Raw genomic sequence first — 24,744 nt, 5'->3', positions numbered from 1 at the left:
AACGCTACCGACGATGTATGATCTTCCGAGTGAATATCCGGAGGAACCCGGTTTGCCTGACGAATTCCATGATTGGCAAGCGCATTTATTGAGCTTGACATTTTGCCCTCCCCACTATCCCCTTTCACAGATCTTTTATGCCAGCGACTTGAACCTTTACTATGATGTGCGTCATCCTCTGTGGCATAAACGTCCGGATTGGTTTGGGGTTGTCGGCGTACCGCGACTGTATAATAATGCGGATATGCGCCTGTCTTATGTGGTTTGGCAGGAAGGTGTCAATCCGTTTGTTGTGGTGGAATTGCTCTCACCTGGAACCGAGAGGGAAGACTTAGGAGAACAGGTTATCCCATCGCCCGACTCTCAGCCGGAACAAGGTGAAGGAAATGGGCAAGAGAGTCAGCTTTCCACTGAAGATAAACCGCCGCGAAAATGGCAGGTTTACGAGCAGATTTTACAGATTCCTTACTATGTCGTATTTAGTCGTTACACCAATCAGCTACGGGTGTTTAAACTGAATGAAGCCCATTATCAAGAGTTAGAGGTACAAGATGGGCGAGTATGGATGAGTGAGTTAGACTTAGGTTTGGGATTATGGCAGGGAGAGTTTCAAGGGATTAATCGCCTCTGGTTACGTTGGTATGATGCTCAAGGAAACTGGATTCTGACGGAAGCCGAACAAGAGAGACAACGAGCTGAACAAGAAAGACAACGAGCCGAACAAGAAAGACAACGAGCTGAAGTTGCACAAGCTCAGTTAGATGTTTTGATGGAGCGACTGCGAGAATCAGGTATTGACCCCGATACCTTTTTCCCGGATCAGGGCTAAAATCAGTCGAGTCACTACAGTTAGCGATCGCCACTGTAGGGGCGGGTTTAGGAACCAGCACTAGCTTGTTACCAATAACTGAACAACAAAACCCGCCCTTATTCATAAGTAGAGATTGTTAAGATAGAGCCAGTTTTCCTAACAATTTCCGTCCATGGTTTCGTTCAACTATCCTGTTCCTCAAACTGATCCACCTTGTTCACCGAGGGAAACGCTACCGACGATGTATGATCTTCCCAGTGAAGATCCAGAGGAACCAGGTTTGCCTGACGAATTCCATGATTGGCAAGCGCAATTGTTAAGCTTGACATTTTGCCCTCCCCACTATCCCCTTTCACAGATCTTTTATGCCAGTGACTTGAACCTTTACTATGATGTGCGTCATCCTCTGTGGTGCAAGCGTCCAGATTGGTTTGGGGTTGTCGGTGTACCGCGACTGTATGATGATGTGGATATGCGCCTGTCTTACGTGGTTTGGCAGGAGGGCGTCAATCCGTTTGTTGTTGTGGAATTGCTCTCACCTGGAACCGAAAGAGAAGACTTAGGAGAATGGGAAGCGCAAGGACGAGAATCTGAGACGGAACAAGGTGGAGGAAATGGGCAAGAAATCCAGCTTCCCACTGAAGATAAACCACCGCGAAAATGGCAGGTTTACGAACAGATTTTACATATTCCTTACTATGTCGTATTCAGCCGTTACACCAATCAGATACGGGCGTTTAAATTGAATGGAGCGCATTATCAAGAGTTAGAGTTACAAGATAGGCGAGTATGGATGAGTGAATTAGACTTAGGTTTAGGATTATGGCAGGGAGAGTTTCAAGGGATTAATCGCCTCTGGTTACGGTGGTATGATACTCAAGGAAACTGGATTCTGACGGAAGCCGAACAAGAGAGACAACGAGCTGAACAGGAAAGAATCCAAAAAGCCCAAGCTTTACAGCAAGCTCAACAGGAAAGACAACGAGCCAAAGCCGCACAAGCTCAGTTAGATGCTTTGATTGAGCGGCTGCGAGAATCAGGAATTGATCCCGATACATTTTTCCAGGATCAGGGCTGATAGAAAACTTACAGGTAAGTTAACAATTATACTTTGCGTATTCATCCCTCAGATCAAGTCCCGTTGAATAGTCACAATAAAATAACCTCAAACCCTTCTAGTCATGTCTTGCAACTATGAATGATTAAACGAACTTGATATCACCCGATTATTTGGCTAAGCTTAGCTATGTTGCAAACCATTTATCTCGATTGGCAATCTCTCCCACTGGGGTGATATTTGAGGCAACAATTTCCTTGCATTTAGCTTCAGCAGCAGCTACTAGAAATCCAGGATATTGGTCTGGTTCTTGAGCAATTTCTTGAGCAATTTTTTCAGGAAGAGGATTTTGTGCAGATTGACGAACAAATTGATGAAAAGCGTATCTTTCAGAAATTGCACCCTTTTTATAGCTTTTCTGGATAACTTCGCGAACAGAATCCCAATTTGTTTTACTGGAGTTAAGCAAGTCTAATGCTATCCTTTGGCAAAATTGGAGTGTTAATAAGTCACAACCATCATATTGGCTCAGGTACTTGGAGTACAGCTTCTCTTGATTTTGCTCTTTCGCACGAACACTTAGTAAAGTAACAGTCCTTGGACTTAAAGAGCTGGGTAGGGAATTCATGTCAAAGACCACTAAACGTAAACGATCACTCGAATCCTGGGTTAATTTGACAGCTTCTTCTATAGAAATGTATAAACGATTCCAGTTTTCATCAGATATTTCTTTGAGAAAATCATCAATCCGACTAGACAACTTAGTGAGCGTCTTGCTACTGCCCCAACTTAGAAGAATTAACAGGATGAACATTACATCTGTTTCATTACGCAGTTGGTCAAATTGTGTTTGCCACCAACGTACTGTGCCAGCTCTCAACCTTGCATAGCGCGTGCGTCGGCATAGAGGCTTTGAGTGATCAAAAAGTTCAGGGAAGTCTGTACAGGTTTCACTTTTAGACTTTATTCCACTGCTAACATTTGCTAGATGGAAGCACACCCATTGATCTCCCCAAAGCGAACGAACCTTTTCTATAAGATTGTCCCATGGTGTGAGTTCAGTTGCCCATTCTATAACTGGACGCTGTGATTCCATCTGTGCAGTGTCTGCAATGTCATAACATTTAGTTACTTCCGGGAAGACTGGGGGATTTTTAATATTTGTTCTATCTAGATCGCGAATAGAAAGACTTCCACCATTCAACCAGAAATTCCTCTCCCAACATTCAAATAGCGGTACTGGTCGCGGGAGACTGAAGGCTACTGCATAGCGAGCTGTGTCTAATGCGTGACTCAATAAATCAAGACAGAACTGTACACGCCGACGACGTTCAACCATAAAGTCTCTGTTTAAAATAGCCTGTATCGCAGCATTAAATCGATCTTCTTTCGCCTCACAGTAGTCAATTCGCCTTGCCCTGAATAGAAGATTAAGACGCTCCGGATCATTCGGATCGTCAGCAAGAGCAGTACGTAGATCAGCCAATGTAAGTTTTGCTAACACACCCAAATACAGACCATATTCAAGCCATTGAGTGCGCTTACTCCCCTTCTGTGTAACCACACCTCCAAACCATAACTTAGCTATTTCCTCTGAAGAAGCATTGGCTTTTACCAAATCAATTATGTCTAAAGCATAATCTTTAGTGGGAGTATCTCCTAAAATGGCAAAGCAGTGTTTGATCAGTTCATCTTTACCACAGTTTTTCGGGAGTATGACTGGATTTCCTTGACCGATGCGGCGGCTGTTTGAGGGGAGAATATATCGCAGTCCCATACCATCTAGAATAAGTTCCACAACGGCTTGTACTGACTTGGGATGCTGTGTAAATACCCAATCAGAGAGTAGTGTTGCTGCTAATATTCTGGGATGACTGATTAGACGGTAACCCTCTACCTCAGTAAGTTCTTGTAGACGATCAATAAGTGAAGGAAGTTCGCCTTTGCTATAACAACCAGCATAAAATCTTGTAACGTTGAGCCAGTAAAAATTACGTGCTATGGCATCAAAACGGTCAGGCTTTGTTCCGCTTTGTTCACCTCCAGAGGGAGAATAGGGAGCAGTTTCATAAAGGTATCGTGCTGCAAAATATTCTCGGAGTGGTTGAACTTCAAATTCATACGTACCTTCGACGCGAGATACAAGCGCCACTACGCGCTCAACCATGCCAGTAAATAACTTCTTGGACAAAGATGGCTCGTAACCTTCAGTAGCCAGATATTCTGAAAGAAGTTTGTGGAGTTTATCCTCTGTGATGCTGCCACTACCACCTTCCTGTTCTGCCTCGGCATGAAGTATCCATGCCAAATATCTATGAATATCAATAAGCAAGTCACGATGTTCGCGAACTACTGCACTCTTTTCTGACTCGCGATTGAAAAAAAGCTCTACATAACTGTCGTATAGTGCAGTCCGTTTATCAGGTAATGATGAACCACGAGTATGAATGAGGCTAAGCAGAATCGTTAACTGCATAGGGTTTCTTGCTAGATCTCGTAAATGAGGTTGATCCAGCTTCTCTCGTAAAATTTTCTTGACGTCTGCACTCTCACGATCTTGCAGCTTTCGGGCTTTCAGCCACTTTTCAGCGTACTCGGTAATTAGGGGAGGAGTCACTGCATCTAGCTGATAGTATGGAAATTTATCTTCTGGAAGACCAGGAGAATTCGCAAAAGCAGCCGGACGACTTGTCACCACCACTTGGAGGGATACAGCCTCCAGACGGTTAACACCGCTAACTATTTCCTTAACTACCTCCTGTCTTCGACCAATATCAGCAACCTCATCAAGTCCATCGAAAACAAGCAATAGCGGACTCAGTCTTGCTACGGCGCGTAAATCGTCAACGCTAAACTCAGAACCCCCTGAACAGTGGCGAACCTGAGCAGCAAGGAATGTCTCTAAAGATTTGCGCCAATCAGGTGGAGGTTCATTGCCATTTTCCAATGAGAAGGGATTTTTTCCGGCAAGCCAAGCTGCGAGATCTCTCAAATCAACTTTGAATGGTAGCCGAACAGGAGATGATCTATGAGATTCTGGCAGAGTTTCTAACACCTCATCTTTGTGATCCTCTGGCAAAGTACGTAATACTTCATCGTCACCAAGTACTCGCATACGATGCACTTGGCATAGGTATTGAGTTATTGTAGATTTTCCTTGTCCCGGTGCGCCTTCAAGAACTATCCAGGGAACTTTTTCCTGCATAATTGGATGAAGCAATAGGGTTGCTGCTCCTAGGGTGTCTTTTTCCTCTCTGCCTAGATAAAATCTGCGATTTATATCAGGCAGTGAATTTATATCCTCTCTATCAACAATACCCGTGCCTTGCTGACTTCGTGTAATGTAAGTGACGTACTGATGAATATGGTGGTAACGGTATCGTTGTTCTCTCGTAGTAGCACTGTGAGGAGGAGTAATTGGAACGTCTATAAATAAATCAAGAAGTCTGTTTTGCAAATCTACTTGTTTGAACCTGACCACTTGGTCAGTCAAAAACTGATCTTTTACAAAAGCGCGAATTGCAGAGGTTCTGCGCTCTTTGTTTTCTGACAAGCTAGATTCAATCACAGATCTGATCAGGTCTGCACCTGTCATCAGCTCAGGATATGCCCACTTCAGATTCCAAGCATCATCTAGTCGGCGGCTCAGATCGTCACGCCACCAACAGAATGACGGAACCCCAAATTCATTATTGAGGAGGTTATTAACTTTATCGAGAGAACCCGAATCAGGGTGTGCTGTTCCTGCAACATTTGTCATCAAGACAAAGCGTTTTGCTCCCTTGGCAATTTGCTTCTTAAGTTTTGGTGCTTCTCCTTCGAGAATCTTCACAAGCCATTTGTGAGGATCTTTTTCTGCCTGTGGTCGTCTGTTAAACTTGACCTGAAACATTATAAAATCATTCGGATAACGATCCCCTCCCAAATAAGCCAATGCATCTCGACCACCATCTGGTTGTGCAACAGGAAAACATTGCACATCAGGAAATTCTTTTATGAGTAGTGATTGGCAGAATTCCTGAATTTTTTCTGGATCAAGATTCTCAAAGGGATAGTTCATTTACTGATCGGACTATTTTGGCAAACTGTGATGTGGTCTATTATGTTAACTGAGAGCTTTTTCGGTTTTGCTGCTATTTGGGTAAATTGTAACCTAGTTTCCCGAAAACATGGCGTAACTAGGTTGAAGATACCGTTAGCATAACCCAAATGCAATCGTCTCTTATTCGTTTGCTTCGTCACGAGGAATTAACCCAGCCTGAATAATCTGTTCGGCTGTCAGCCTCAACTCTGGAAATGTACTGGAAACAATCTGCTGAGTACCCGCAAACTCGGCTCCTTCGTACAGTTCCTCAATCAGGGTAAAAATTGTTACTTTTGATTCCAATGGGTCAATCACCCAATATTCGGGGATATTTAAAACATTATACTCGACCCGCTTGGCACGATAATCAGTAGTCTTGGTCGATTCGCTAACCACTTCTACAACTAAAATGGGAGGGGGTTCGTGAAGTTCAATCACCGCCTCGCGGTTTCTTAACTCGCGCCACTGCTGGCTAGGAATAACGGTTAGATCAGGAATGCGAGACGTATCCCATTTGCCAGCACGAGGCGATCGCACACCAATTGCTACGGGTCTAACAATCCAGTCTTGTCCGGTACGCCTAATGGCTGCATCAATTTGCCGATAGAGAAAGTCAATGATTTCTCCATGTTGCCCAGTACCAATGCTCATTGCTACTAATTCGCCGTTCACCAACTCATAACGGGTGTTCGTCCCATCTGAATAAGTCAGGTATTCTTCAAAGGTTAGTCGCTTGGTGGCTAATGTCATCGCGATCGCCTGCTCGAAATTATTATCATACACTTAAGCCTGAAAATCCCCCCAGCGTTTAAAGCGTTACCTGTCAAACCCTGACGAATAACAAATGACATCACTGATCCTCAAGCCACGACAACCCCGCACCCGGATAATAATGAGCTAAAATTTGTTTGTAATCATACCCTTGCATCGCCAACTCATAAGCTCCCCTTTGGCTCATTCCTTGACCGCCAAAAACATTACTCACAATATCATCTGAAGCGGCGTATAATGATTCCACGACGCCCCCTTTATAACTGAGAAACATGCCCTGGGTTTGTTGAACCGCTTGAGTTGTGGTATTCCACTCCGACTCAATTCCTTTATACACTTGCCAACGCTGAGTATTACCTAAATCGTATAACTGATTAGCGGGTCGAATATAATGCACGATCGCATAGGAACGAGCTGCGATCGCTTGGGCTTTCAGGGCGGCGGGGGGCCAATTGGGATAAATTTCTGCACCGACGACACTGGCTAGATACGTCTCAAGCTCAATATAGTTAACGGCAAGTAGACTATCCCCTTGGGATATTAAAAGTAAATCCCCTCGATACCAGCGACCATTGACAAAAACAAATCCGCCACCTGTGGGTTTAAGCCAAACGCCCCCTGGGATTTTCCATTCACCGATGCGAAGATAAGAACCATTGGGTTGAGCATTAACGCCTTCGTTCGCCTCAAGTTTTCCTAATGTCTTGCCATTCCCATCCACCACCAATCCAGTGGTAGATGTGCCAACGTCGAGGGAACTTACCCCAGTCGCGATCGCAACTCGCATCTCTAAACTGGCTGCATTGGCGGGAGGAGTTTCAGATTTGGCAGAGTTTTCCGAAGCGGCGGGAGGGGATTGCGGGGGTGGGCTTTGGGCTTGAGTCTGGGCGTTAGGTTTGGGCGGTAGGGGGGTGGGGGGTTTGGGAACCGAGGTTTGAGTGGTTCGGTTGGCTGTCGGTGATTGAGCCGCCGAGGTTTGAGTTTTGGCGGTATCTTGAGCCGTAGAGGATTGAGATGGAGTTGCCTTGGGAACAGGAGTTGAGGGACGTTGCCAGGAGAGACTTTGGGCAATCAGACGATGACGCCATTGGGCTTCAGCCGGGGACGGATTTGGCGGCGGCGGGACTTGCGATTCAGGTGATGGCTCCGAAGACGGCTGGGGAGAGGATGCGATCGGTTGAGAACCGGAATAAAAGGATTGAGCTAACATCCAGGGCAATGCGAGGGATGCTGAAACCACAACCATTGACCATAGTCTGGAACCCTTGAAAATTGGGTGGTTGTTAGGCAGGCGAATCATCAATACTTGCTCCTGAGCGGGTTGGGAGAGGACGATAACGACAGATTAGCAATCAAGCACCGCCTCTTAGTTTAATCTGCGATCGCCTGTTTGGATATGACACTCCCTGGCTGAATCAAGATGGTAACACTGATTTCTCTGATTGGTAGGAACGCTAGAGGTGGGGGGTGGGAGGCTGGTAGCACTGATTACACAGAGGCGTTAGTTCTCGCTGGCAAAGGATAAAAAGATGTAAGAATTGTTGGGGAGATTATTTACTTCTCTGTGTCAAAAGGAGTTTATCTGTGTCGGGATTAGTTTTGCTTACAATAAAACCACCATAGATAATATACCTGAAAATCGCACACTCATCTCACAATTGCTGTAACCCTTGGAAATTCGTAGATAATTCCGGAAAAGGAGTCAAAAATGAGCAATTATGACGTTTTGTTGAGATGAAGGCATGATTGAAAAAATTAAACCGTTCTGGGTAAAAGAATAGTTTAAATTATCACAGCTTGACAAATTTAGCCGAAACGACATTTGACTAAACTAAAGATAATATCAGTAGCGAAGGATACAGAAAGAGCAAAGCGGTATGTCGTGAATCGTGGTTATCAAAAGAAGTGCGATCAGCTTGTAGTAGGGAACCTTAGCCCTAGAAGAACCCGCAGCCAGGTGAAATGCCGTAGTGGAGAGTTGTTGTCCTCACTCCATACCTGGTTTTGAGGGAATACTTGACACTTCACCTACAGCTTAAAGCTAGACTAGAGGATAAAGATAAAGCAGTTAATCGATGATTCTTTGGCTTAAATCAAGCTCAATAACAACTCGGTGAGGTTTCAACACGAATGGTAGACTCTAAGAAACAATACAACTTTCATGGCGATGTTGGTAGTGTTGAAAGTCATGGTCATATCATCAGCTCTGGTAAGTCCAACACGATTAACAGTGGGGCGGGTGAGGTTAAAGGCGATTATAAAAATCTTCAGCACTTTAACAACTATGCACCAGAGCAAAAGCAAACACTAGCCCAAGCCGCCGCCGAAATTCAGCAGCTACTGGAACAGCTTAAGCAAACCTATCCGAATGCTACTGAAACTGAAAGACAAAGTGCTTTAGTGGTAACGCTGCAACAAGAAATTAAGCACAATCCGACATTCAGAACCCGACTCCGTAATGCCCTGAAAGAAGGTGGTATTGAAGCGCTAAAAGTGTTGTTTGCTCCTATTGGTATTCCTATTGAAATGGTTAGGGGGTGGGTTGAAGCTGAAGCGGATTCCTCTGCTGAAACGGCTAAAAAAGGATATAGCGTTGACGATTGAATCAGGCGCAGGTCAGTGAATTGGGCGCAGGTCAGTGCGCCCCTACAGTTTCTCTGACGTTTCACGGCATATTGTTTTGAGTGATAGAGTGTAGGGGCGGGTTTGACAACTATCCTTTCTGGGTTAACCCAGATGTGACTAAACCCGCCCTGACCCAATGCAATAGTTTTGACCTTTAGCAACGCTTATCGGACAGGGTTTCGAGATGTCTTGTGAAAAGTGAGTAGGGTTTCTGGGCGTAATGAGTGAGCATGAAAGCCAGATAAAACAATACACCTTTGGTGACGATGTTGGCAGTGTTGATAATCAAGGTCATATCGGTAGTTCCGGTGATCAAAACACAATTGGTACGGCGGTTGGTGAGGTTCATGGAAATCAAAACAGCTTCCAGAATTATGGGACTGTTAATTTTGGCACTAAACCTAAATGGGTAGGCAAACCCTTTCAGGCTCCCCCATTACCCCCCAACTTTGTCGAGCGCTCCCAACCGCGTCGGGAACTGAAAAAATTACTCCTAGAAACGGGAGAAACCACACCGGGAACGTTAGTGGTGAGTGCTATCTATGGACTGGGTGGTATTGGCAAATCCGTGTTAGCCACAGCACTGGCTCATGACGCCGATATTCATCAACGCTTTTCCGATGGGATACTCTGGGTAACACTGGGTCAACAACCGGATATCCTCTCATTTCTGGCGACTTGGATTCACGCATTAGGAGACTTTGACTATAAACCCACCACTCCCCAAGCCGCTTCGACGCATCTGAGAACCCTACTTTATGACAAACGTAGTTTATTGGTTGTCGATGATGCTTGGAAATCGGAAGATATCGAACCGTTCCAGGTGGGAGGGTCAAACTGTCGGGTTTTAGTCACCACCCGTGAAGCTCCCGTGCGGGGAGCCATTCGCTATGACTTGGACATGATGAGTCCAGCCGAGGCGCTGGAGTTGTTGAATAAATGTAGACCTCTAATGCTGATGTCCTCGGAGGAGCAGAAACAAGCTCTAGACTTGGCACAGGCGTTAGGGTATCTGCCATTAGCTATAGAACTAGCGGCGGCTCAAATCGCTGAGGGTGTGGAGTGGTGGGAATTATTAGAGGACTTCCAGGCTGAAGTTGCACGACTAGAGACATTAGATGATAGTGCTGCTGGGAGTGCCAGTTGTGAAGAAACTCGTAAGCGTCTGAGCTTAAACGCATCATTTAACTTGAGTTTACGGCAGTTATCTCCGGAACAGTTACAGCAGTTTGCTTGGTTAGGTGTTTTACCTGAAGATGCTGCCATTGGACAACAAACAGCCGCCATTCTCTGGCAAGTGAAACCGCGACAAGCTGGGGCGATTCTGCGAACGCTGCGTTCTAAAGCACTGCTGTTATCTGGAGCGGTGCAGCCGGGAGAGAAGCCGACTTATCGCATCCATGATTTAATGCATGACCGAGCTAAGGAGTTGTTAACCGATAGTGTTAACCCGACTCAATCGGAGGAATTACCAGGACTGGGATTAAGGTTAAAAGAGGCTCATGCAGCGTTTCTGGAGCGTTACCGTGCTAAGACTGAAAATGGACAATGGTACACATTATCGAATGATGGTTATATTCATAACTATTTGAGTTGGCATTTAGAGCAAGCAGGTCAATCCCAAGAATTACATCAACTTTTACAAGCTTCAACACCTCAAGGACGTAATGCGTGGTATGAGGCGTGCGACAGACTGGGGAAACTGGGAAACTTTGTCACCGATGTGGCACGAGCTTGGCGATTAGCAGAACAGATGTATGAGGAGAAACCATCAGAATCCATTGGACTCCAGTGCCGCTATGCCTTGATTGTTGCATCTCTTAATTCTTTGGCAGAGAATATTCCGGCTGAATTAATGGCGGCGCTGGTGGAGAAGCAGATATGGACGCCAGAACAGGGTTTAGCTTATGCTCAACAGAAACAAGAGCCAAGTAGTCGAGCAGAAGCTCTGGGGAAAATTGCACCCCATTTACCTGAGACTTTACTACCTCAAGCGCTAGAAGCAGCGCTGGCTATAGCAGATGAGAATTTCCGCGTATTAGCTCTGAGTGATATTTTTCTCCATTTACCAGAAAATCTACGTCTCAAAGTGCTAGCAGCATTACTGGCAATACAAAATGAGCAGAACCAGGCATTTGTTCTAAGTAGGATTACCCCCTATTTACCTGAAAATCTACTTGATAAAGCTCTAGAAGTATCACTAGCAATAAACAATGAGCAGAACCGGGCATTTGCTCTGAGTCAGATGATCCCTCATTTACCCAAAAATCTACTTGCCAAAGTCCTAGAAGCCTCACACGCGATGCAAGATGAGAGAAACCGGTTTGGCATTCTGAGTCGGATTGCCCCTTATTTTCCCAAAATTTTACCCGAATCTCTAGAAGCAGCACTGGCTATACAAGATGAGCAGAACCGAGCATTAGCTCTGAGTCAGATTGCCCCTCATTTACCTGAAAGTCTACCCAAAGCCCTAGAAGCAGCACTAGCAATACAAGATGAGCAGAACCGCGCATTAGCTCTGAGTCAGATTGCCCCCCATTTACCTGAAAGTCTATTTTCCAAAGCCCTAGAAGCAGCACTGGCTATACAAGATGAGAGGAATCGGCCATTAGCTCTGAGTCAGATACCCCCTCGTTTACCAGAAAATCTACTTGCCAAAGCCCTAGAAGCATCAATAGCAATACAAGATGAGTATTTCCGCGTATCAGCTCTGAGTCAGATTGCCCCCCATTTACCAAAAAGTCTACTTGCCAAAGCTCTAAAAGCGGCATTGGCAATACAAGGTGAGGGACACCGCGTATCGGCTCTTTCTAGGATTGCCCCCCATTTACCTGAAAGTCTACCCAAAGCTCTAGAAGCAGCACTAGCTATACCATATGAGCATAACCGAGTATCAGCTCTGAGTCAGATTGCCCCTCATTTACCAAAAAATCTACTTGCCAAAGCTCTAAAAGCGTCACGCGCAATACAAGATGAGCTTAACCGCGCATTAGCTCTTTCTAGGATTGCCCTCCATTTACCTGAAAGTCTATTTCCCGAAGCGCTAGAAGCAGCACTGGCTATACCAGATCAGCCTAACCGTGCATTAGCTCTTTCTAGGATTACCCCTCATTTACCAAAAAATCTACTTGCCGAAGCGCTAGAAGCGTCACGCGCAATACAAGATGAGCCTAACCGCGCATTAGCTCTTTCTGGGATTGCCCTCCATTTACCTGAAAGTCTATTTCCCGAAGCGCTAGAAGCAACACTGGCTATACCAGATCAGCCTAACCGTGCATTAGCTCTTTCTAGGATTGCCCCTCATTTACCTGAAAGTCTACTTGCCAAAGCCTTAGAAGCAGCACTGGCTATATCAGGTGGGTTTTTCCCCGGATTAGATCTTTGTAGGATTGCCCCTCATTTACCTGAAAATCTACTGCCCAAAGCGCTAGAAGCAGCACGGGTTATACCAGATGAATATTTCCGCATATCAGCTCTGATTAAGATTGCCTCTCGTTTGCCAAAAATTTTACCCGAAGCGCTAGAAGCTGCACGGGTTATAGATGAGTATCACCGGGCATCAGCTCTCTCGGAAATTGCCCCCCATTTCCCTGAAATTCTACCTGAAGCGCTAGAAGCTGCATGGGCTATACCAGATGAGAGACACCGCGCCCAGGTTCTCTCAGAAATTGTACCCCATTTCCCTGAAATTCTACCTGAAGCGCTAGAAGCTGCACGGACTATACCAGATGCATATTACCGTGCCGAGGCTCTCAGTAGATTACTACCAAACCTTAAACCCTCCTATTTTGACTTTTCCTTATGGAAAGAGAGCCTTGACGTTTTAGCTTACCGTATTCGTAGAAACCTACTAGAAGATATCTCAGCATTAAGTCCTGTGATCATCGCTCTCGGTGGGAAAGAAGCATTAGCCGCAACAGCTCGTGCGATTCAGGAGGTTGGGCGACAGTGGAAGTAAAGCCATTTTCTTACCAAGCTAGAACTCAGATTAGGGATGTGATTGGCTGGGTTGAGGTGAGATTTGCGATCGCGTCTCGCCTGTTTCCCCTAGAACTTTTAGGCGACTGCTCATGAAAAGAGCGATCGCACTCCCTCCCAAACCCGCAAAACCCCCAACCCGACAACGTTTCAGGTTTCGGTTAAAGTAGCGGGTAAGCCTGTATTCGGGGAATGCGAGTTCCGGTTTCATTAGTTTTAAATTTAGTGGCAAATGGTAAAACAGTGGGGGAAATAATCGAAGATTATCCCTATTTGGAACCCGAAGATATTCAACAGTCATTGCTGTCTGCTGCATGGTTAGCGCGAGAGCAGGTTTAAGTTTTACTAACTCGCCTCAGCTAAAGAACGAACAGTGAGGATTTCATTATTTTTCAAGGCTTGAACTGCTCCCATCGGCACAGCAATTACATTAATCGATTCACCCACAGCATTGAAAACTTCCAAAATATAGCCATCTTCGCCACCGCTAGGGTGAGGCACATAATCAATCAGAGTGAGAACATCGCCTTTTTGCAGGTGATGTTCTGGTAGGTTGCGAGATAGGACAACGCGCTGGTAAAGTTCAAGCATTTCTAGTGTCACTCCTTGTTGGGAATTAAAGTAATAAACTGGAATTGGTTATCAATTTTACGGTTCAGCCAGACTGTGATTACTTCCAAGTTTGTGTTATTGACACCCATGAGTTGACCTTTGACACGGTAGAACGTCCCATATTCATTGCTTCTATCTTCTACCGCTTCTACTGTATCGGCAAGTTGACGAATGGCGGATTTTAATTGGTCGGGATTATCCCGTGTAAATCCCGCCTGTGCCAAAAAGTTTGATTTATCGTCTTGTTCTCTCTTGACTAGGAGATAGCGAGTTAATTTAGTATCAGGAATGATGGCATCATCAGGGATTTTCATGTTTTGCCGACTCTTTGTTGTGCCAGTTCGGAGAGAGTTGTCATTCTTCGGTTGTGCCACCTCCTCTTTTGCTGAGGGAGCAGGAGGAGAGCGATCGCACTCCCTCCCCATATCCGCAAAACCCCCAACCCGAAAGCGTTTCAATTTTTGAGTAAAGTCGCGATCGCTGTACAGATGGATTACATCGGATTCGATATCTAGATCTTTTTGTTTAGACTTATCCAAAGCAGATCATGAGTTACTGTTCAACAACTTCAGGTTGTGTTGTCTCATCTTGGGCTAGATATCTAGCTCTGTCTTTTAATATTCCTGCAACCCCATAAATTTCATTCAAGCTTGAGAGGACTTTCTTGGCTTCTTTCCCTTCAGAATCAATAATGGCAATAGATTTTTTTGTAGGAAAAAGCCGCAGTCGGCAAATAGTTTTTGTTGCCTTGCCATCTAGATTAACACCAAAATAGCTTTTGGTGTCTTTGTACTCAATACGTCCAATATCTACAACTTCACGTAGAATCGCTTTGACGATATGAAAAGCTTCCAACTCTTCTTCTGTGGTCACTATTCCTTCGTCTGAAGAGGATTCAGATTCAACCTCTTGCCCTTCAGTTGATGGTGTAGAGGTTTCTGGTGTGTTAATAGCAGCCGCTAGCCTTTCTGTAATGCGCTCGTTAATAAATTCTTTTAGTGACCGTCTGGTTATATCTGTGAACCTTTCCATAACCGATGCAGCCAGCCTCCCAGAATAGACTTGACTGGCAAAAAACTTAACGAATTCAGGAGATGGGTCAGCCAGTTGCTCTGTCATGATACGCTTAATTTCTTTAGTATAGAGAAGATTCCTGGCAACATCTTCCAATTCACCCGAATTAAAGCTTGATTTGGAAAAACGCTTGAGTTCATTAATATTGGATTCGTGGAAGTCCAACATGTTGAACTCAAAAAATGATTTTTCATCCATGATGTTGGGTTTCTCTGTATCGGTGTAAAACCGATAGATAATCCCATTGGTCAAAACGCTAAACTTTGCCTCTGTTGTATGAAAGTATCTGTGCAACTGTGAGTTATGCTTAGGGTTCTCTAGACTCCCTCCACACCATTTACATTCAATCAAGATGATGGGCTTTTCATCCATGATGATTGCATAATCTACCTTTTCCCCTTTTAGTCCAGGTACGTCAGCCGTGAATTCAGGGCAAACCTCCATTGGGTTAAAAACGTTATACCCTAAAGCATTAATGAAAGGCATAACGAAAGCGCTTTTGGTAGCTTCTTCTGTCTGAATTTGCTCTCTTAGCTTTAAGATTTGCTGAGAGATAGATTTAATTTGGTCGATAAAGTCCATACCGCCGTAGTGTGGTGAGGTTCTTTACCCAGTATGGCTTAACTCACTAAAATCGGCAATCTTTGGTAACAATAATGAAGGCGTTGAGCCGAGCATATTCCCAAACATCCCGGTCTGAAGATGTTCCTAAGCCTAATGTATCAACATGCACTGAGTTGGGATACAAATCGGTTAGTCGAGTCACTAGGCGAGGGGAAAGGTTTTGATCAAACAGGAGGAGTTTCACGGTTGAACGGTAACGGTAAGACGTTCGCGTTGAGCGGCAAACCAAAGACAAGCGAGGATGTCTGTTTTAGTCAGATAGGGAAAGTCTTCTAGAATTTCCTCTTGGCTCATGTCGGATGCGAGGTATTCTAAAATATCATAGACCGTGATTCGCATCTCTCTAATGCAGGGCTTACCGCCACGCTTTCCGGGTTCTAAGGTGATGATGTCTTGGTAATTCATCAGTTATCTTGAGTATCCACAACTAACTTTAGCTTGCCAAGGTCGCGATCGCGAAGCCTGTGCGAAGCACGTATCGCACTCCCTCCCCATATCCGTAAAACCCCCAACCCGACAGCCGTTCAGGTCTAGGTAATCGGATAGCGATTTCCTGTTCATCGGTTAAGGACAACCTGCGATCGCGTAGTTTGTAGTCAGCGCTGTCGGGAGCTTCTGACACGCTTGGTGTCTACTACTAACCTAGAATGAATGGCACGCTCAAACGGAATATCGCCTAAAGTTCAAGTAAGAATCGAGCTTGCTGAGTAGCTCTTTGAACCCGTTTTAACGGGTTTAAGCTTTTAGCCCCAACTTTAGTTGAGGGCTAATTACCTAGGATAGATGACAATAGCTGACATTCCGTCTCGCTTGCGGTTTAATTGTCAGAGTGAACGCTGTAAACATTAATACAGTTGTCGCTCCACCCATGCTGAACGTATAAATAATCGGTTTAGCCTTTGGAAGTCAGCAGGAGGTGAGGTCAAACCCAGAGGGGAAAGGGAAACTATGAATAGCAATCCATCCAATCCTTCGGCAAATGGTGGTAAAACAATAAATATTGCTGATATCTTGGCACTTCCGGAACGTCAACGGCAAATTGCTCTGTTTATCCGTCGCGAGGAAGGGCATACCCTACCCGAAATTGCCGATCACCTGAATGAAGACGAACAGGCGATCGCTATAGAACTCGATGAGTTAGTTCAAGAGGGTTTCATCCGAGAAATGGAAGTGGAAGGCATTCCCCGTTACTACCGCAGCGAAATGAGACGACAAGGTAGCCAGTTTTCCAAGATGATTCAGCAAGCGCTGACTCCCGGAAAACCTCTGTCCATGATTGTGAATCCCTCTGGGGATGCGCCAATTACACCCGGTTCGACGTTTGAGTTGTGCGTCACGATTACCAATGAGGGCAATCAAAGTGCCTTAATTGAGATTTATATCGATGAAACCTCCCAATTCCTGCACCAGTGGTGTATTTCTCCCTATGAACGTCTGGCGTTAGGGCAAGGACAAAGTAGTGAGGTGGTGTTCCAGATTCCGATACCACTGGATGCGACACCGGGTACCTATAATTATCTGCTGATGGTTGATGCCCAGCAGCATTACCCGGAAGACACGCCAATCCAGCATCAAGCACGGCTGCAAGTCTTGCCTTTTGTCCAAGAAGCCATCCGGGTTAATGATCCCACCTTCTCTCTACTCCCGATCACAAGTTCCGCCGTCCCGGCTGTGGTGCAACCGGGAGAACCTTTAGAGGTTCAGGTTCTAGTTCACAACCGATCGGATCGCGTAGATCGATTTCGCTTAACCTGTCCGGATTTAGCCGCCAATTGGTATAGGGTGATTTATCCCGAAGGCTATACCGACACCGGAGTGGTGCGGGTGATGGATGGCTTAGAGTTGAATCCGGGTGAAAAGGGTCTAATCCAGCTCATTATCACCCCACCTGTAGATACCTGGGCGACAATCTATTCCCCCACGGTGCGTCTTTATTCCCTGAATAATCCTGACTTGGTGCTACTGGATGCGATTTACCTCCAGGTAATGCCGATTTACCTGTTAACTGTCGAGTTAGTCACCCTAGTGGGTAAAGTCAGCCATCAATCGGGTGTATTCGAGTTACAACTGTATAACGGCGGCAATATTACCCGCGACATCGCCCTCATCGCCAAAAGTGCCGATGGCGATGATCTATGTACCTATACCCTGATACCCACCCAAATTCGACTCGCCCCCGGTGGGTATGCGATCGCGAATTTAGAGGTGCAACCCAGCCAGAAATGGTGGCGTAGACCCTTCTACGGGCGAGTTTTAAACTTTGTTATTGAAATTGAAGACCTGCAACAGTTTCCCCTAATTAACAATCGCTTCCAAGGCACCTTAATTTGGGAAGGGCGTCCGTGGTGGCAATTTTTATTAGTTATTTTAGGCATAGTCGGACTGATTGGGGCATTAATATTCCTGTTGTGGTTTCTCTTTTTTAGACCCAAACCCCGTCCAGAAATTATCGAATTTGCGCCAGCAGGCAAGAATTACTCAGCGGCTGATGAGGAGAGTGTTCGCCTGAATTGGGAAATTACCAACCCCAAACGTATCCAAACTATAAAAATACAAGGCGTATCCCCAGATGGGGTGGTCACCAGTGGTCCAATTGCCTACAATTTTAGCCGGGGAATTCCCAATGAGTTAGAGCGTTTCTGCACAACCGATGAGGTTCTCAATTGCCAGAATGTGCCAACTGATGCTCGTGAACCCGGAGATTATGTATTTGAACTGACGGTGATTCCTGAAGGCAAAAAGAGGGGAGAATTAGAAGAACTACAAACGAATACAGTCAAAATTACACCGTTTCCAATTCCTGAGATTGAAGAATTTGCCTCAACTCAACCCGTTTACCAAGAAGTCATTCAGACTAACCCGGAAGCAGCAGACCAAGAAGCCAGTCCAACAGCCAATGAGAATAACTCACCTGAAGAGCAACCGCAACCGGAAAACCTGGGTATTTTACTAAATTGGAAAATTAGTCACCCCGAACAAATCAGACTCTTAAAACTGGTGGGTCGCAATCCTGAAGGAATTGTCACCTTTCCCATGCAATCCATTGATTTTAGCCAAGGGATTCCTCAACCCCTCCAAGACTCCTGTGAAATACAGGATGAGGCATTAGTTTGTATGAATCTTGCCACAGGTGTTCGTCAACCTGGAACCTATATTTTTGAATTAATTGTGGTTCCCCAACAAGGAGAACCGGAAGAATTACCCGCTCAAAAAACTGATCCGATTAAAATTGAAGCCCAACCTGTTCCCTTTGATATTGTTGAGTTTACCGTTAACGGGATAGAAACCCTAACTCGCCCTAAATTTGTGGTGCAAATTTCTGAAGATGAATCGATACCTGTACCGTTATCCTGGAAAGTTGAGGGAGGTAGAGAGTTGAAAGTTGAACTTCTGCCTGCACCCGGTACTGTACCACGGGAAGGAACAGTACCTTATCCCCTGAGTCCAGAACCAAGCACGGAAACAATTACATTACAAGTTACCAATGAAGCCGGAGAACAAAAAAGCCGTTCAGTCACCATTGAAACCATCCAACCACCGCCTCCAGAACCTGTGGAAATGACTCCCTTATCTCCGCCAGGAGACACAGCTAACGGATTACCCACGTTTGAGCCTCCACCTCCACCGGAAGGGGATTCTACCGCAGAAGCGGGAACATCCCCCTCACCCTCACCCTCACCCTCACCGGGAACGACACCATCTGGAACAGAACCCAAACCGCTACCCCTACCACCAGGGGGTTCACCTCCGCTTCCTCCAGGTGCCGATTCTCCGCCTCCCGCTGAATTTCCACCTAAGTTTAGGTAGTATTGATTCAGGTTTATCAATCTCGCAGCACCATTGTAGAGACGCGCCATGGCGCGTCTCTACATATAGCATTACGGGCATACGTTAGGACATTACTCTGTTGCCTATTGCCTATTCCCTATTGCCTTTTCACCTAATTTTATTGTCCTAACCTCAATGCGTAGGGCTATAAATGATGTGTCCTAACCGCTATGGCGGTTGCTATATCTGATCAGGTGGTCTTCATCTGTCAATAAGCTCTTATCTTTTTGAGATTTGAGGGGGAGAATGCTTTATCTACCAAGCTTTTGAGCTGCTTGTTACCCCTTCAGACGTTTGAGCCTTCAGTCGGATATTCATCTCCTGACTCACGGCAACTTTACGATTTTGTCGCACCGGAATCTCAATAATAAACTCAGTTCCTTGTCCAGGAGTAGAGTGACATTGCAAAATTCCCTTATGTTTATCCACGACAATCTGATAACTAATCGAAAGTCCCAATCCTGTCCCCTTCCCAATCGGCTTAGTCGTAAAAAACGGATCAAATAACTTTAACTTCACATCATCCGTCATCCCTGATCCATTATCACTAATTCTTACGCGAATATAATCTGCCGAGGGTGCTTCTGACTGAATCCGAATCATCGGCGAAAAATTTGTCTCATTCCGGGCGACAACTTCTTCTAACGCATCAATTGCATTACCCAGGAGATTCATAAACACTTGATTAAGCTGCGACGGATAACACTCAACCAAGGGTAACTCCCCGTACTCTTTCACTAATTCAATCTCTGGATTGTGACCATTCCCTTTTAGCCGATTCCGCAATAAAAGTAAGGTACTCTCCATCCCCTCATGAATATCCATGGGTTGCATTTGGGCTTGATCCAAACGCGAGAAATTCCGCAAACTCAACACCAAATGACGAATTCGTTCTGCCCCAATCTCCATTGAACCCAAAGTTTTGGGCAAGTCTTGCATCAGAAACTCTATCTCAATCGCTTGGGCATGATCTTGAATTTCGGGTGCGGGTTCAGGATAATACTCTTGATACAACCGCAGCATTTCTAATAAATCCTCGGTGTATTCTTTGGCGTAGTGGAGATTACCGTAAATAAAACTGGTGGGATTATTAATTTCATGGGCTACCCCCGCCACTAATGTCCCTAATGTGGACATTTTTTCCGTCTGCACTAACTGCGCTTGATAGGCTTTTAAATCATGCAACGCTTGCTTCAGTTGTTCTGCTTGGGCGGTGGCTAAGGCGGCGGTTGTGCGACTATGGGCATATAATTCGGCTTGATCAATGGCACTCGATAGTTGATCAACTACTGAAACAATTAATTCAACCTCTTGTTCACTCCAGTAGCGGCTTTCCTGATAATGTTCACAAACCACCACACCAATTTTACTGCTGCGAGTTTGTAGGGGGACAATTAGTAAGGCTTGCAGTCCATCATCCAGGAAGCGATCGCGAGTCTTACCCTTAAGCTGACTATCGCTAGCAATATCGTCAATCCGTAGCAACGATTGCTGCTGAATCATTGACGGGAAATCCGGTAAAAGTTCGTCCGCTGTATTCCATTTTACTCCCCCATTCTCACTCAACTCTCCTGCCACTTCCATGGGTTCAAAGCGAGGGGGACTACTGTTGGGATGATACCACAAAAACTGACAGCGATCGATATGCAATAAACTACAGATTTCACTCACCGCCGTCTTTAAAATCTGTTCTAATTCCAACGAACTACGAATTTGACTCGACAAGCGACGCTTCAACAGTTTTTCTTGATCTTGTAACTGGCGAAATTGGGCTTCGGCTTGCAATAATTGGTCTTGAGTGCGTTGTAACTTTTCATTCGTCGTCACCAGTTGCGCCATCGCCGCTTCTAATTCACGGGACTTTTGTTCCAGTTGGCAGTTGTATTGAATCGATTGAGACACCTCTGCCAGCATATCAATCACCACGGGTGAGATCTGATTACTTAACTTTTCAATTCCCAACCAAGGCTGAGGTTTAAGGCGTCCAACACTGGTAAAGACAATTTCAAATTGACCCCCCTCCAAAATCTTCCCAATTCGGCAATGTTTGCTGACATGGTTATTTGTCTCAATCCGAATCTTCCCTCCCGGCGCTGCAAAGGTTTGCCCATACGCCGCTTCTCGCACTGATTCCACATCAAAGCCACCCGCTTTTTCTACGGCTTGTTTCCAGAGATAAACCTGGGTATACGCCGACTCAATCGGATCACTGGTGACTCGATCTTGACCATAACGTACCTGAAAATTCTGGACAAATTCGCGGTTTTTTGGGGTATCAATACTCTGAAAATAACTCCAACTGGCATAATGACCCGTTGCGATACTTCCGCCAATTCGCCGTAGTTCTTCTTCAGCAATACTCACGGCTAAAATGGGAATCTCCGCCGCCGTGATTCCGGCTTCTTGGTACTGTTGATAAAAGGCTAAATTACTATCTCCATTCAGAGTATTAAAGACGACATCGGGTTTAGCTTGCTTGATTCTGGCGATCAAATCACCAAAGTCGGTCATTCCTAAGGGAACATACTCTTCCCCCGCTAAACTCCCCCCTTGCTGTTTAAGCTGCGCCTTAATTAACTTGTTTGCAGTGCGGGGAAAAACATAATCAGATCCAATCAGAAAAAAACGTTTTCCCTTATGGTTCAACAACCAATTCACCGCTGGATCGACTTGTTGATTCGGACAAATTCCCGTATAAAAAATGTGGCGAGAACATTCGAGTCCTTCATATTCAACCGGATACCACATCAGGGCGTTGAGTTCTTCTAAGATGGGTAAAACTGCTTTACGACTCGCCGATGTCCACCCGCCAAAGATTGTGGCAACCTGATCCTGTTCAATCAACTTTCTGGCTTTGATCGCGAACGTCGCCGATTCCGATGCGCCATCTTCGATCACGGGTTCTATCTGATGTCCTAAGACACCACCCGCTTGATTAATTTCCGCGATCGCCATCAATTCTGCATCCTTTAACGAGGCTTCGCTAATCGCCATCGTGCCGCTTAAAGAATGTAAAATACCAACACGGATCGTCGTACCAGATCTGATCACTGACTGGTTGAATTCGCTCATTACCGATGTTCCCGAAATGTTCTCCCGTTAAGTGGCTATTTGTCTAAGAATCTTTTGACCGTTGTCTTTTCTTGTGGACGTGATCAATTAATCATTCTATTACTATCTAGATTAATTCTTCCGTTTAAGATTTCTTAAGTATTCCCGGTTTAATTCAAACTGGGGAAGTGACGAAAACAAAACACCCTGAGCGCGAATCCCTGGTATTTAATGAAGTTGCATAGAGCAATGCTCGGTCAAATGCACGATTTAAGCAAATGCTAAACATTTGCCCATTGCATTTTATAATGTCTTCTTGAATACTAACCTAGTCTATTGGTAGTAACTGTATCAAGTTTTACCTTTAATTAAATCGGTGACAATTCTAATTATTCGTTACCAAAACTTTACAATTTCCCTGTTCCCTGTGACACACCGAGCGTGTTACCGAGCGGAGTCGATGTGTTCCCTGTTCCCTGTAACTAATGCAAAACCTCCTCAATCTGGTGCTGACTCCACAAGTCTTGATAAAGCCCTGGACGTTGGATCAGTTCAGTGTGAGTTCCCATTTGCACAATCTTCCCCGCATCCATGACAAAAATCCGATCAGCGGTAGCGGCGGCTGAGAGTTGGTGGGAGATGAAAATCACCGTTTTGCGGTCAACTCCTGTGGAAAGATTTGCCAAAATTTGGGTTGCCGTCTGATTATCCACACTAGAGAGGGCGTCATCTAAAATCAGAATCGGCGCATCCATCACTAAAGCCCTAGCCAGGGCGATTCGCTGACGCTGACCACCAGATAGGGTAATTCCCCGTTCTCCCACCATTGTTTCATACTGTTGGGGAAAATTGAGAACTTCAGAATGAATTTGGGCTTGTTTTGCCGCCTGTTCTATCTCCGGCTTTTCGCTTCCCGGTGCGCCGTAGCCAATGTTATTTTTTAGGCTGGTACTAAATAGAAAGCTATCTTGGGGAACGTAGGCGATCGCAGACCTTAAATCGGGTAAGCGTATCTGAGTGACATCGGAACTATCCAGAAATAACTGATTCGGGGCAATATCTAACAGGCGAGGTAAAACATTTGCCAGGGTTGATTTTCCGGAACCAATCGCACCGACAATTGCCACTGTTTCACCGGGATGAATGTGGAAGTCAACAGCTTGCAGGGCGGGAGTTTTGGCATCAGGGAATGTGTAGCTGAGGTGATCGGCTTTCAACTCTCCCTGAATCGGTTGCACAAGCGCCATCGCATCTGGGGCATTTTTAATTTTGGGTTCAATGGTTAAAATTGACTCCACTCGGTCAATACTCACCTCACCCCGTTGATAGGTAGTAATCGTGAATCCGAGTAAGGCGGTGGGGAAGACTAATCGTTCGGCGTAGAGAACCAGGGCGACAAAATCCCCCACAGTAATCGCCCCCCGTGCGATCGAACCCGAGCCAAACCACATCAACAGGAGTAAGCTGATATAGGATAGGGCTTCAATCACCGGAAACAGGATATTGCGAGTGCTGGCTAATCCCAGATTTGCCGATAACAGTCGTTGATTTAAACTACGGAAGGCACGGCGTTCATTGTCTTCCTGGGCGTAAATTTTAATCAGGGAGATACCACTCATATCTTCCTGAACCAGTTCGCTGAGGTTGGAGAGTTCTTCCTGAACCGCCTGTTGTTGAGTACGCAGCTTATCACTAAACAGACGCACTGTGATCAACATCACCGGATAAACCGCCAGCGCCAAGAACGTCAGCCGCCAGTCAATCGACATCATCACAGGTAGCGTTAAGCCGTAAGCAAAGACAATATTCACCAAACTCAACACCGCAAACCCAACCAGACGGCGGATATTGTCCACATCACTCGTGGCGCGGTTAATCAAATCCCCGGCTGTATTCGTAGAGAAATAAGAGGGTTCGAGGGTAAGCAGATGTTGAAAAATCTTTTGCTTGAGGTCAAATTCCACCCGACGCCCCACCCCGAAGATGAAGATACGCGACGCCATGCGAATCCCCCACATCAAGGATGCCAGGATAAAGATCAGTCCGACTAACCGCAACACGTGATCGAACGAGAAGGCGATGCGGAGTTCCTCAATACTATCCCGAATCAAGAGGGGAATATAGACTCCCACCGCATTGACAATCAGCAGAGCCAGGATGCCTAATGATACCTGAGTGGTATGAGGGCGCAGATAGCCCCATAATTTTTGGATACGAGAATTAGCCATG

The 24,744-nt window shown here is 45.5% G+C and carries 18 protein-coding genes; 6 read left to right on the top strand and 12 right to left on the bottom strand.

The features are described 5' to 3' along the window. On the top strand, positions 1-829 hold an 829-nt coding region (locus tag RID53_RS16370; RefSeq protein WP_446389101.1), incomplete at its 5' end, for a Uma2 family endonuclease. Between the two features lie 154 nt (positions 830-983). After that, on the top strand, positions 984-1,889 hold the full coding sequence (locus tag RID53_RS16365) for a Uma2 family endonuclease (RefSeq protein WP_446389100.1): 906 nt from the start codon (positions 984-986) through the stop codon (positions 1,887-1,889). A 166-nt stretch (positions 1,890-2,055) separates the two neighbouring features. Here RID53_RS16365 and RID53_RS16360 read toward each other — a convergent pair whose 3' ends face one another. The 3 genes from RID53_RS16360 to RID53_RS16350 form a co-directional block, all read right to left on the bottom strand. Continuing rightward, positions 2,056-5,928 carry an NACHT domain-containing protein gene (locus tag RID53_RS16360; RefSeq protein WP_446389099.1) on the bottom strand — a complete coding sequence of 1,291 codons (3,873 nt, stop codon included), beginning with the start codon at positions 5,926-5,928 and terminating at the stop codon, positions 2,056-2,058. 162 nt (positions 5,929-6,090) lie between these two features. Next, on the bottom strand, positions 6,091-6,702 hold the full coding sequence (locus tag RID53_RS16355; protein ID WP_446389103.1) for a Uma2 family endonuclease: 612 nt from the start codon (positions 6,700-6,702) through the stop codon (positions 6,091-6,093). Positions 6,703-6,802: 100 nt separating this feature from the next. After that, positions 6,803-7,969 carry a SpoIID/LytB domain-containing protein gene (locus RID53_RS16350; protein ID WP_446389098.1) on the bottom strand — a complete coding sequence of 389 codons (1,167 nt, stop codon included), beginning with the start codon at positions 7,967-7,969 and terminating at the stop codon, positions 6,803-6,805. An 884-nt stretch (positions 7,970-8,853) separates the two neighbouring features. On the opposite strand from RID53_RS16350, the gene RID53_RS16345 reads away from it, so the two are divergent. Then, on the top strand, positions 8,854-9,327 hold the full coding sequence (locus tag RID53_RS16345) for a hypothetical protein (protein WP_446369640.1): 474 nt from the start codon (positions 8,854-8,856) through the stop codon (positions 9,325-9,327). A 241-nt stretch (positions 9,328-9,568) separates the two neighbouring features. Then, complete coding sequence (locus tag RID53_RS16340) at positions 9,569-13,306, top strand: NB-ARC domain-containing protein (RefSeq protein WP_446389097.1); 3,738 nt, start codon at positions 9,569-9,571, stop codon at positions 13,304-13,306. 30 nt (positions 13,307-13,336) lie between these two features. Here the strand turns inward: RID53_RS16340 and RID53_RS16335 are convergent, their stop codons facing one another. Next, positions 13,337-13,537: a hypothetical protein gene (locus tag RID53_RS16335; RefSeq protein ID WP_446369644.1), complete on the bottom strand. Its 201-nt coding sequence runs from the start codon at positions 13,535-13,537 to the stop codon at positions 13,337-13,339. Here RID53_RS16335 and RID53_RS16330 point away from each other — a divergent pair. After that, a complete protein-coding gene (locus tag RID53_RS16330) occupies positions 13,510-13,665 on the top strand; it encodes a DUF433 domain-containing protein (RefSeq protein WP_446369738.1) in 156 nt (51 codons plus the stop codon). The genes RID53_RS16335 and RID53_RS16330 overlap by 28 nt on opposite strands. Positions 13,666-13,671: 6 nt before the next feature. On the opposite strand, the gene RID53_RS16325 is transcribed toward RID53_RS16330, so the two are convergent. From RID53_RS16325 to RID53_RS16300, 6 genes are all read right to left on the bottom strand, one after another. Further along, the gene (locus RID53_RS16325; RefSeq protein WP_006106412.1) at positions 13,672-13,917 is read right to left on the bottom strand and encodes a DUF4926 domain-containing protein; all 246 of its coding nucleotides are present in this window, start codon (positions 13,915-13,917) and stop codon (positions 13,672-13,674) included. 8 nt (positions 13,918-13,925) lie between these two features. Beyond that, a complete protein-coding gene (locus RID53_RS16320; RefSeq protein WP_446369740.1) occupies positions 13,926-14,252 on the bottom strand; it encodes a DUF6883 domain-containing protein in 327 nt (108 codons plus the stop codon). A gap of 238 nt (positions 14,253-14,490) precedes the next feature. Further along, on the bottom strand, positions 14,491-15,594 hold the full coding sequence (locus RID53_RS16315; protein ID WP_006106413.1) for a type I restriction endonuclease: 1,104 nt from the start codon (positions 15,592-15,594) through the stop codon (positions 14,491-14,493). A 46-nt stretch (positions 15,595-15,640) separates the two neighbouring features. Continuing rightward, positions 15,641-15,820: a DUF5615 family PIN-like protein gene (locus tag RID53_RS16310; protein WP_071777291.1), complete on the bottom strand. Its 180-nt coding sequence runs from the start codon at positions 15,818-15,820 to the stop codon at positions 15,641-15,643. Then, entirely contained in the window at positions 15,817-16,041 is a 225-nt protein-coding gene (locus tag RID53_RS16305) for a DUF433 domain-containing protein (protein WP_446389096.1), read from the bottom strand. The genes RID53_RS16310 and RID53_RS16305 overlap by 4 nt, the downstream gene beginning before the upstream one ends. A gap of 28 nt (positions 16,042-16,069) precedes the next feature. Then, the gene (locus tag RID53_RS16300) at positions 16,070-16,258 is read right to left on the bottom strand and encodes a hypothetical protein (protein ID WP_446389095.1); all 189 of its coding nucleotides are present in this window, start codon (positions 16,256-16,258) and stop codon (positions 16,070-16,072) included. A gap of 326 nt (positions 16,259-16,584) precedes the next feature. Between RID53_RS16300 and RID53_RS16295 the strand changes: the two genes are divergently transcribed. Continuing rightward, positions 16,585-19,443: a transcriptional regulator gene (locus tag RID53_RS16295; protein WP_446389094.1), complete on the top strand. Its 2,859-nt coding sequence runs from the start codon at positions 16,585-16,587 to the stop codon at positions 19,441-19,443. Positions 19,444-19,719: 276 nt separating this feature from the next. Here RID53_RS16295 and urtA read toward each other — a convergent pair whose 3' ends face one another. Then, positions 19,720-22,536, bottom strand: coding sequence for an urea ABC transporter substrate-binding protein (urtA, locus tag RID53_RS16290; protein WP_446389093.1), 2,817 nt, complete (start codon positions 22,534-22,536; stop codon positions 19,720-19,722). A gap of 461 nt (positions 22,537-22,997) precedes the next feature. Continuing rightward, positions 22,998-24,743 (bottom strand): ABC transporter ATP-binding protein, encoded by a 1,746-nt coding sequence (locus RID53_RS16285; protein ID WP_446389092.1) that lies wholly within the window; start codon positions 24,741-24,743, stop codon positions 22,998-23,000. Position 24,744: the final 1 nt, after the last annotated feature.

The sequence above is a fragment of the Coleofasciculus sp. B1-GNL1-01 genome (assembly GCF_040220235.1).
Taxonomy (GTDB): Bacteria; Cyanobacteriota; Cyanobacteriia; order Cyanobacteriales; family Coleofasciculaceae; genus Coleofasciculus.
The sequence above is the reverse complement of the archived record's forward strand: the minus strand, read 5'-3'. Positions and strand labels throughout refer to the sequence as shown.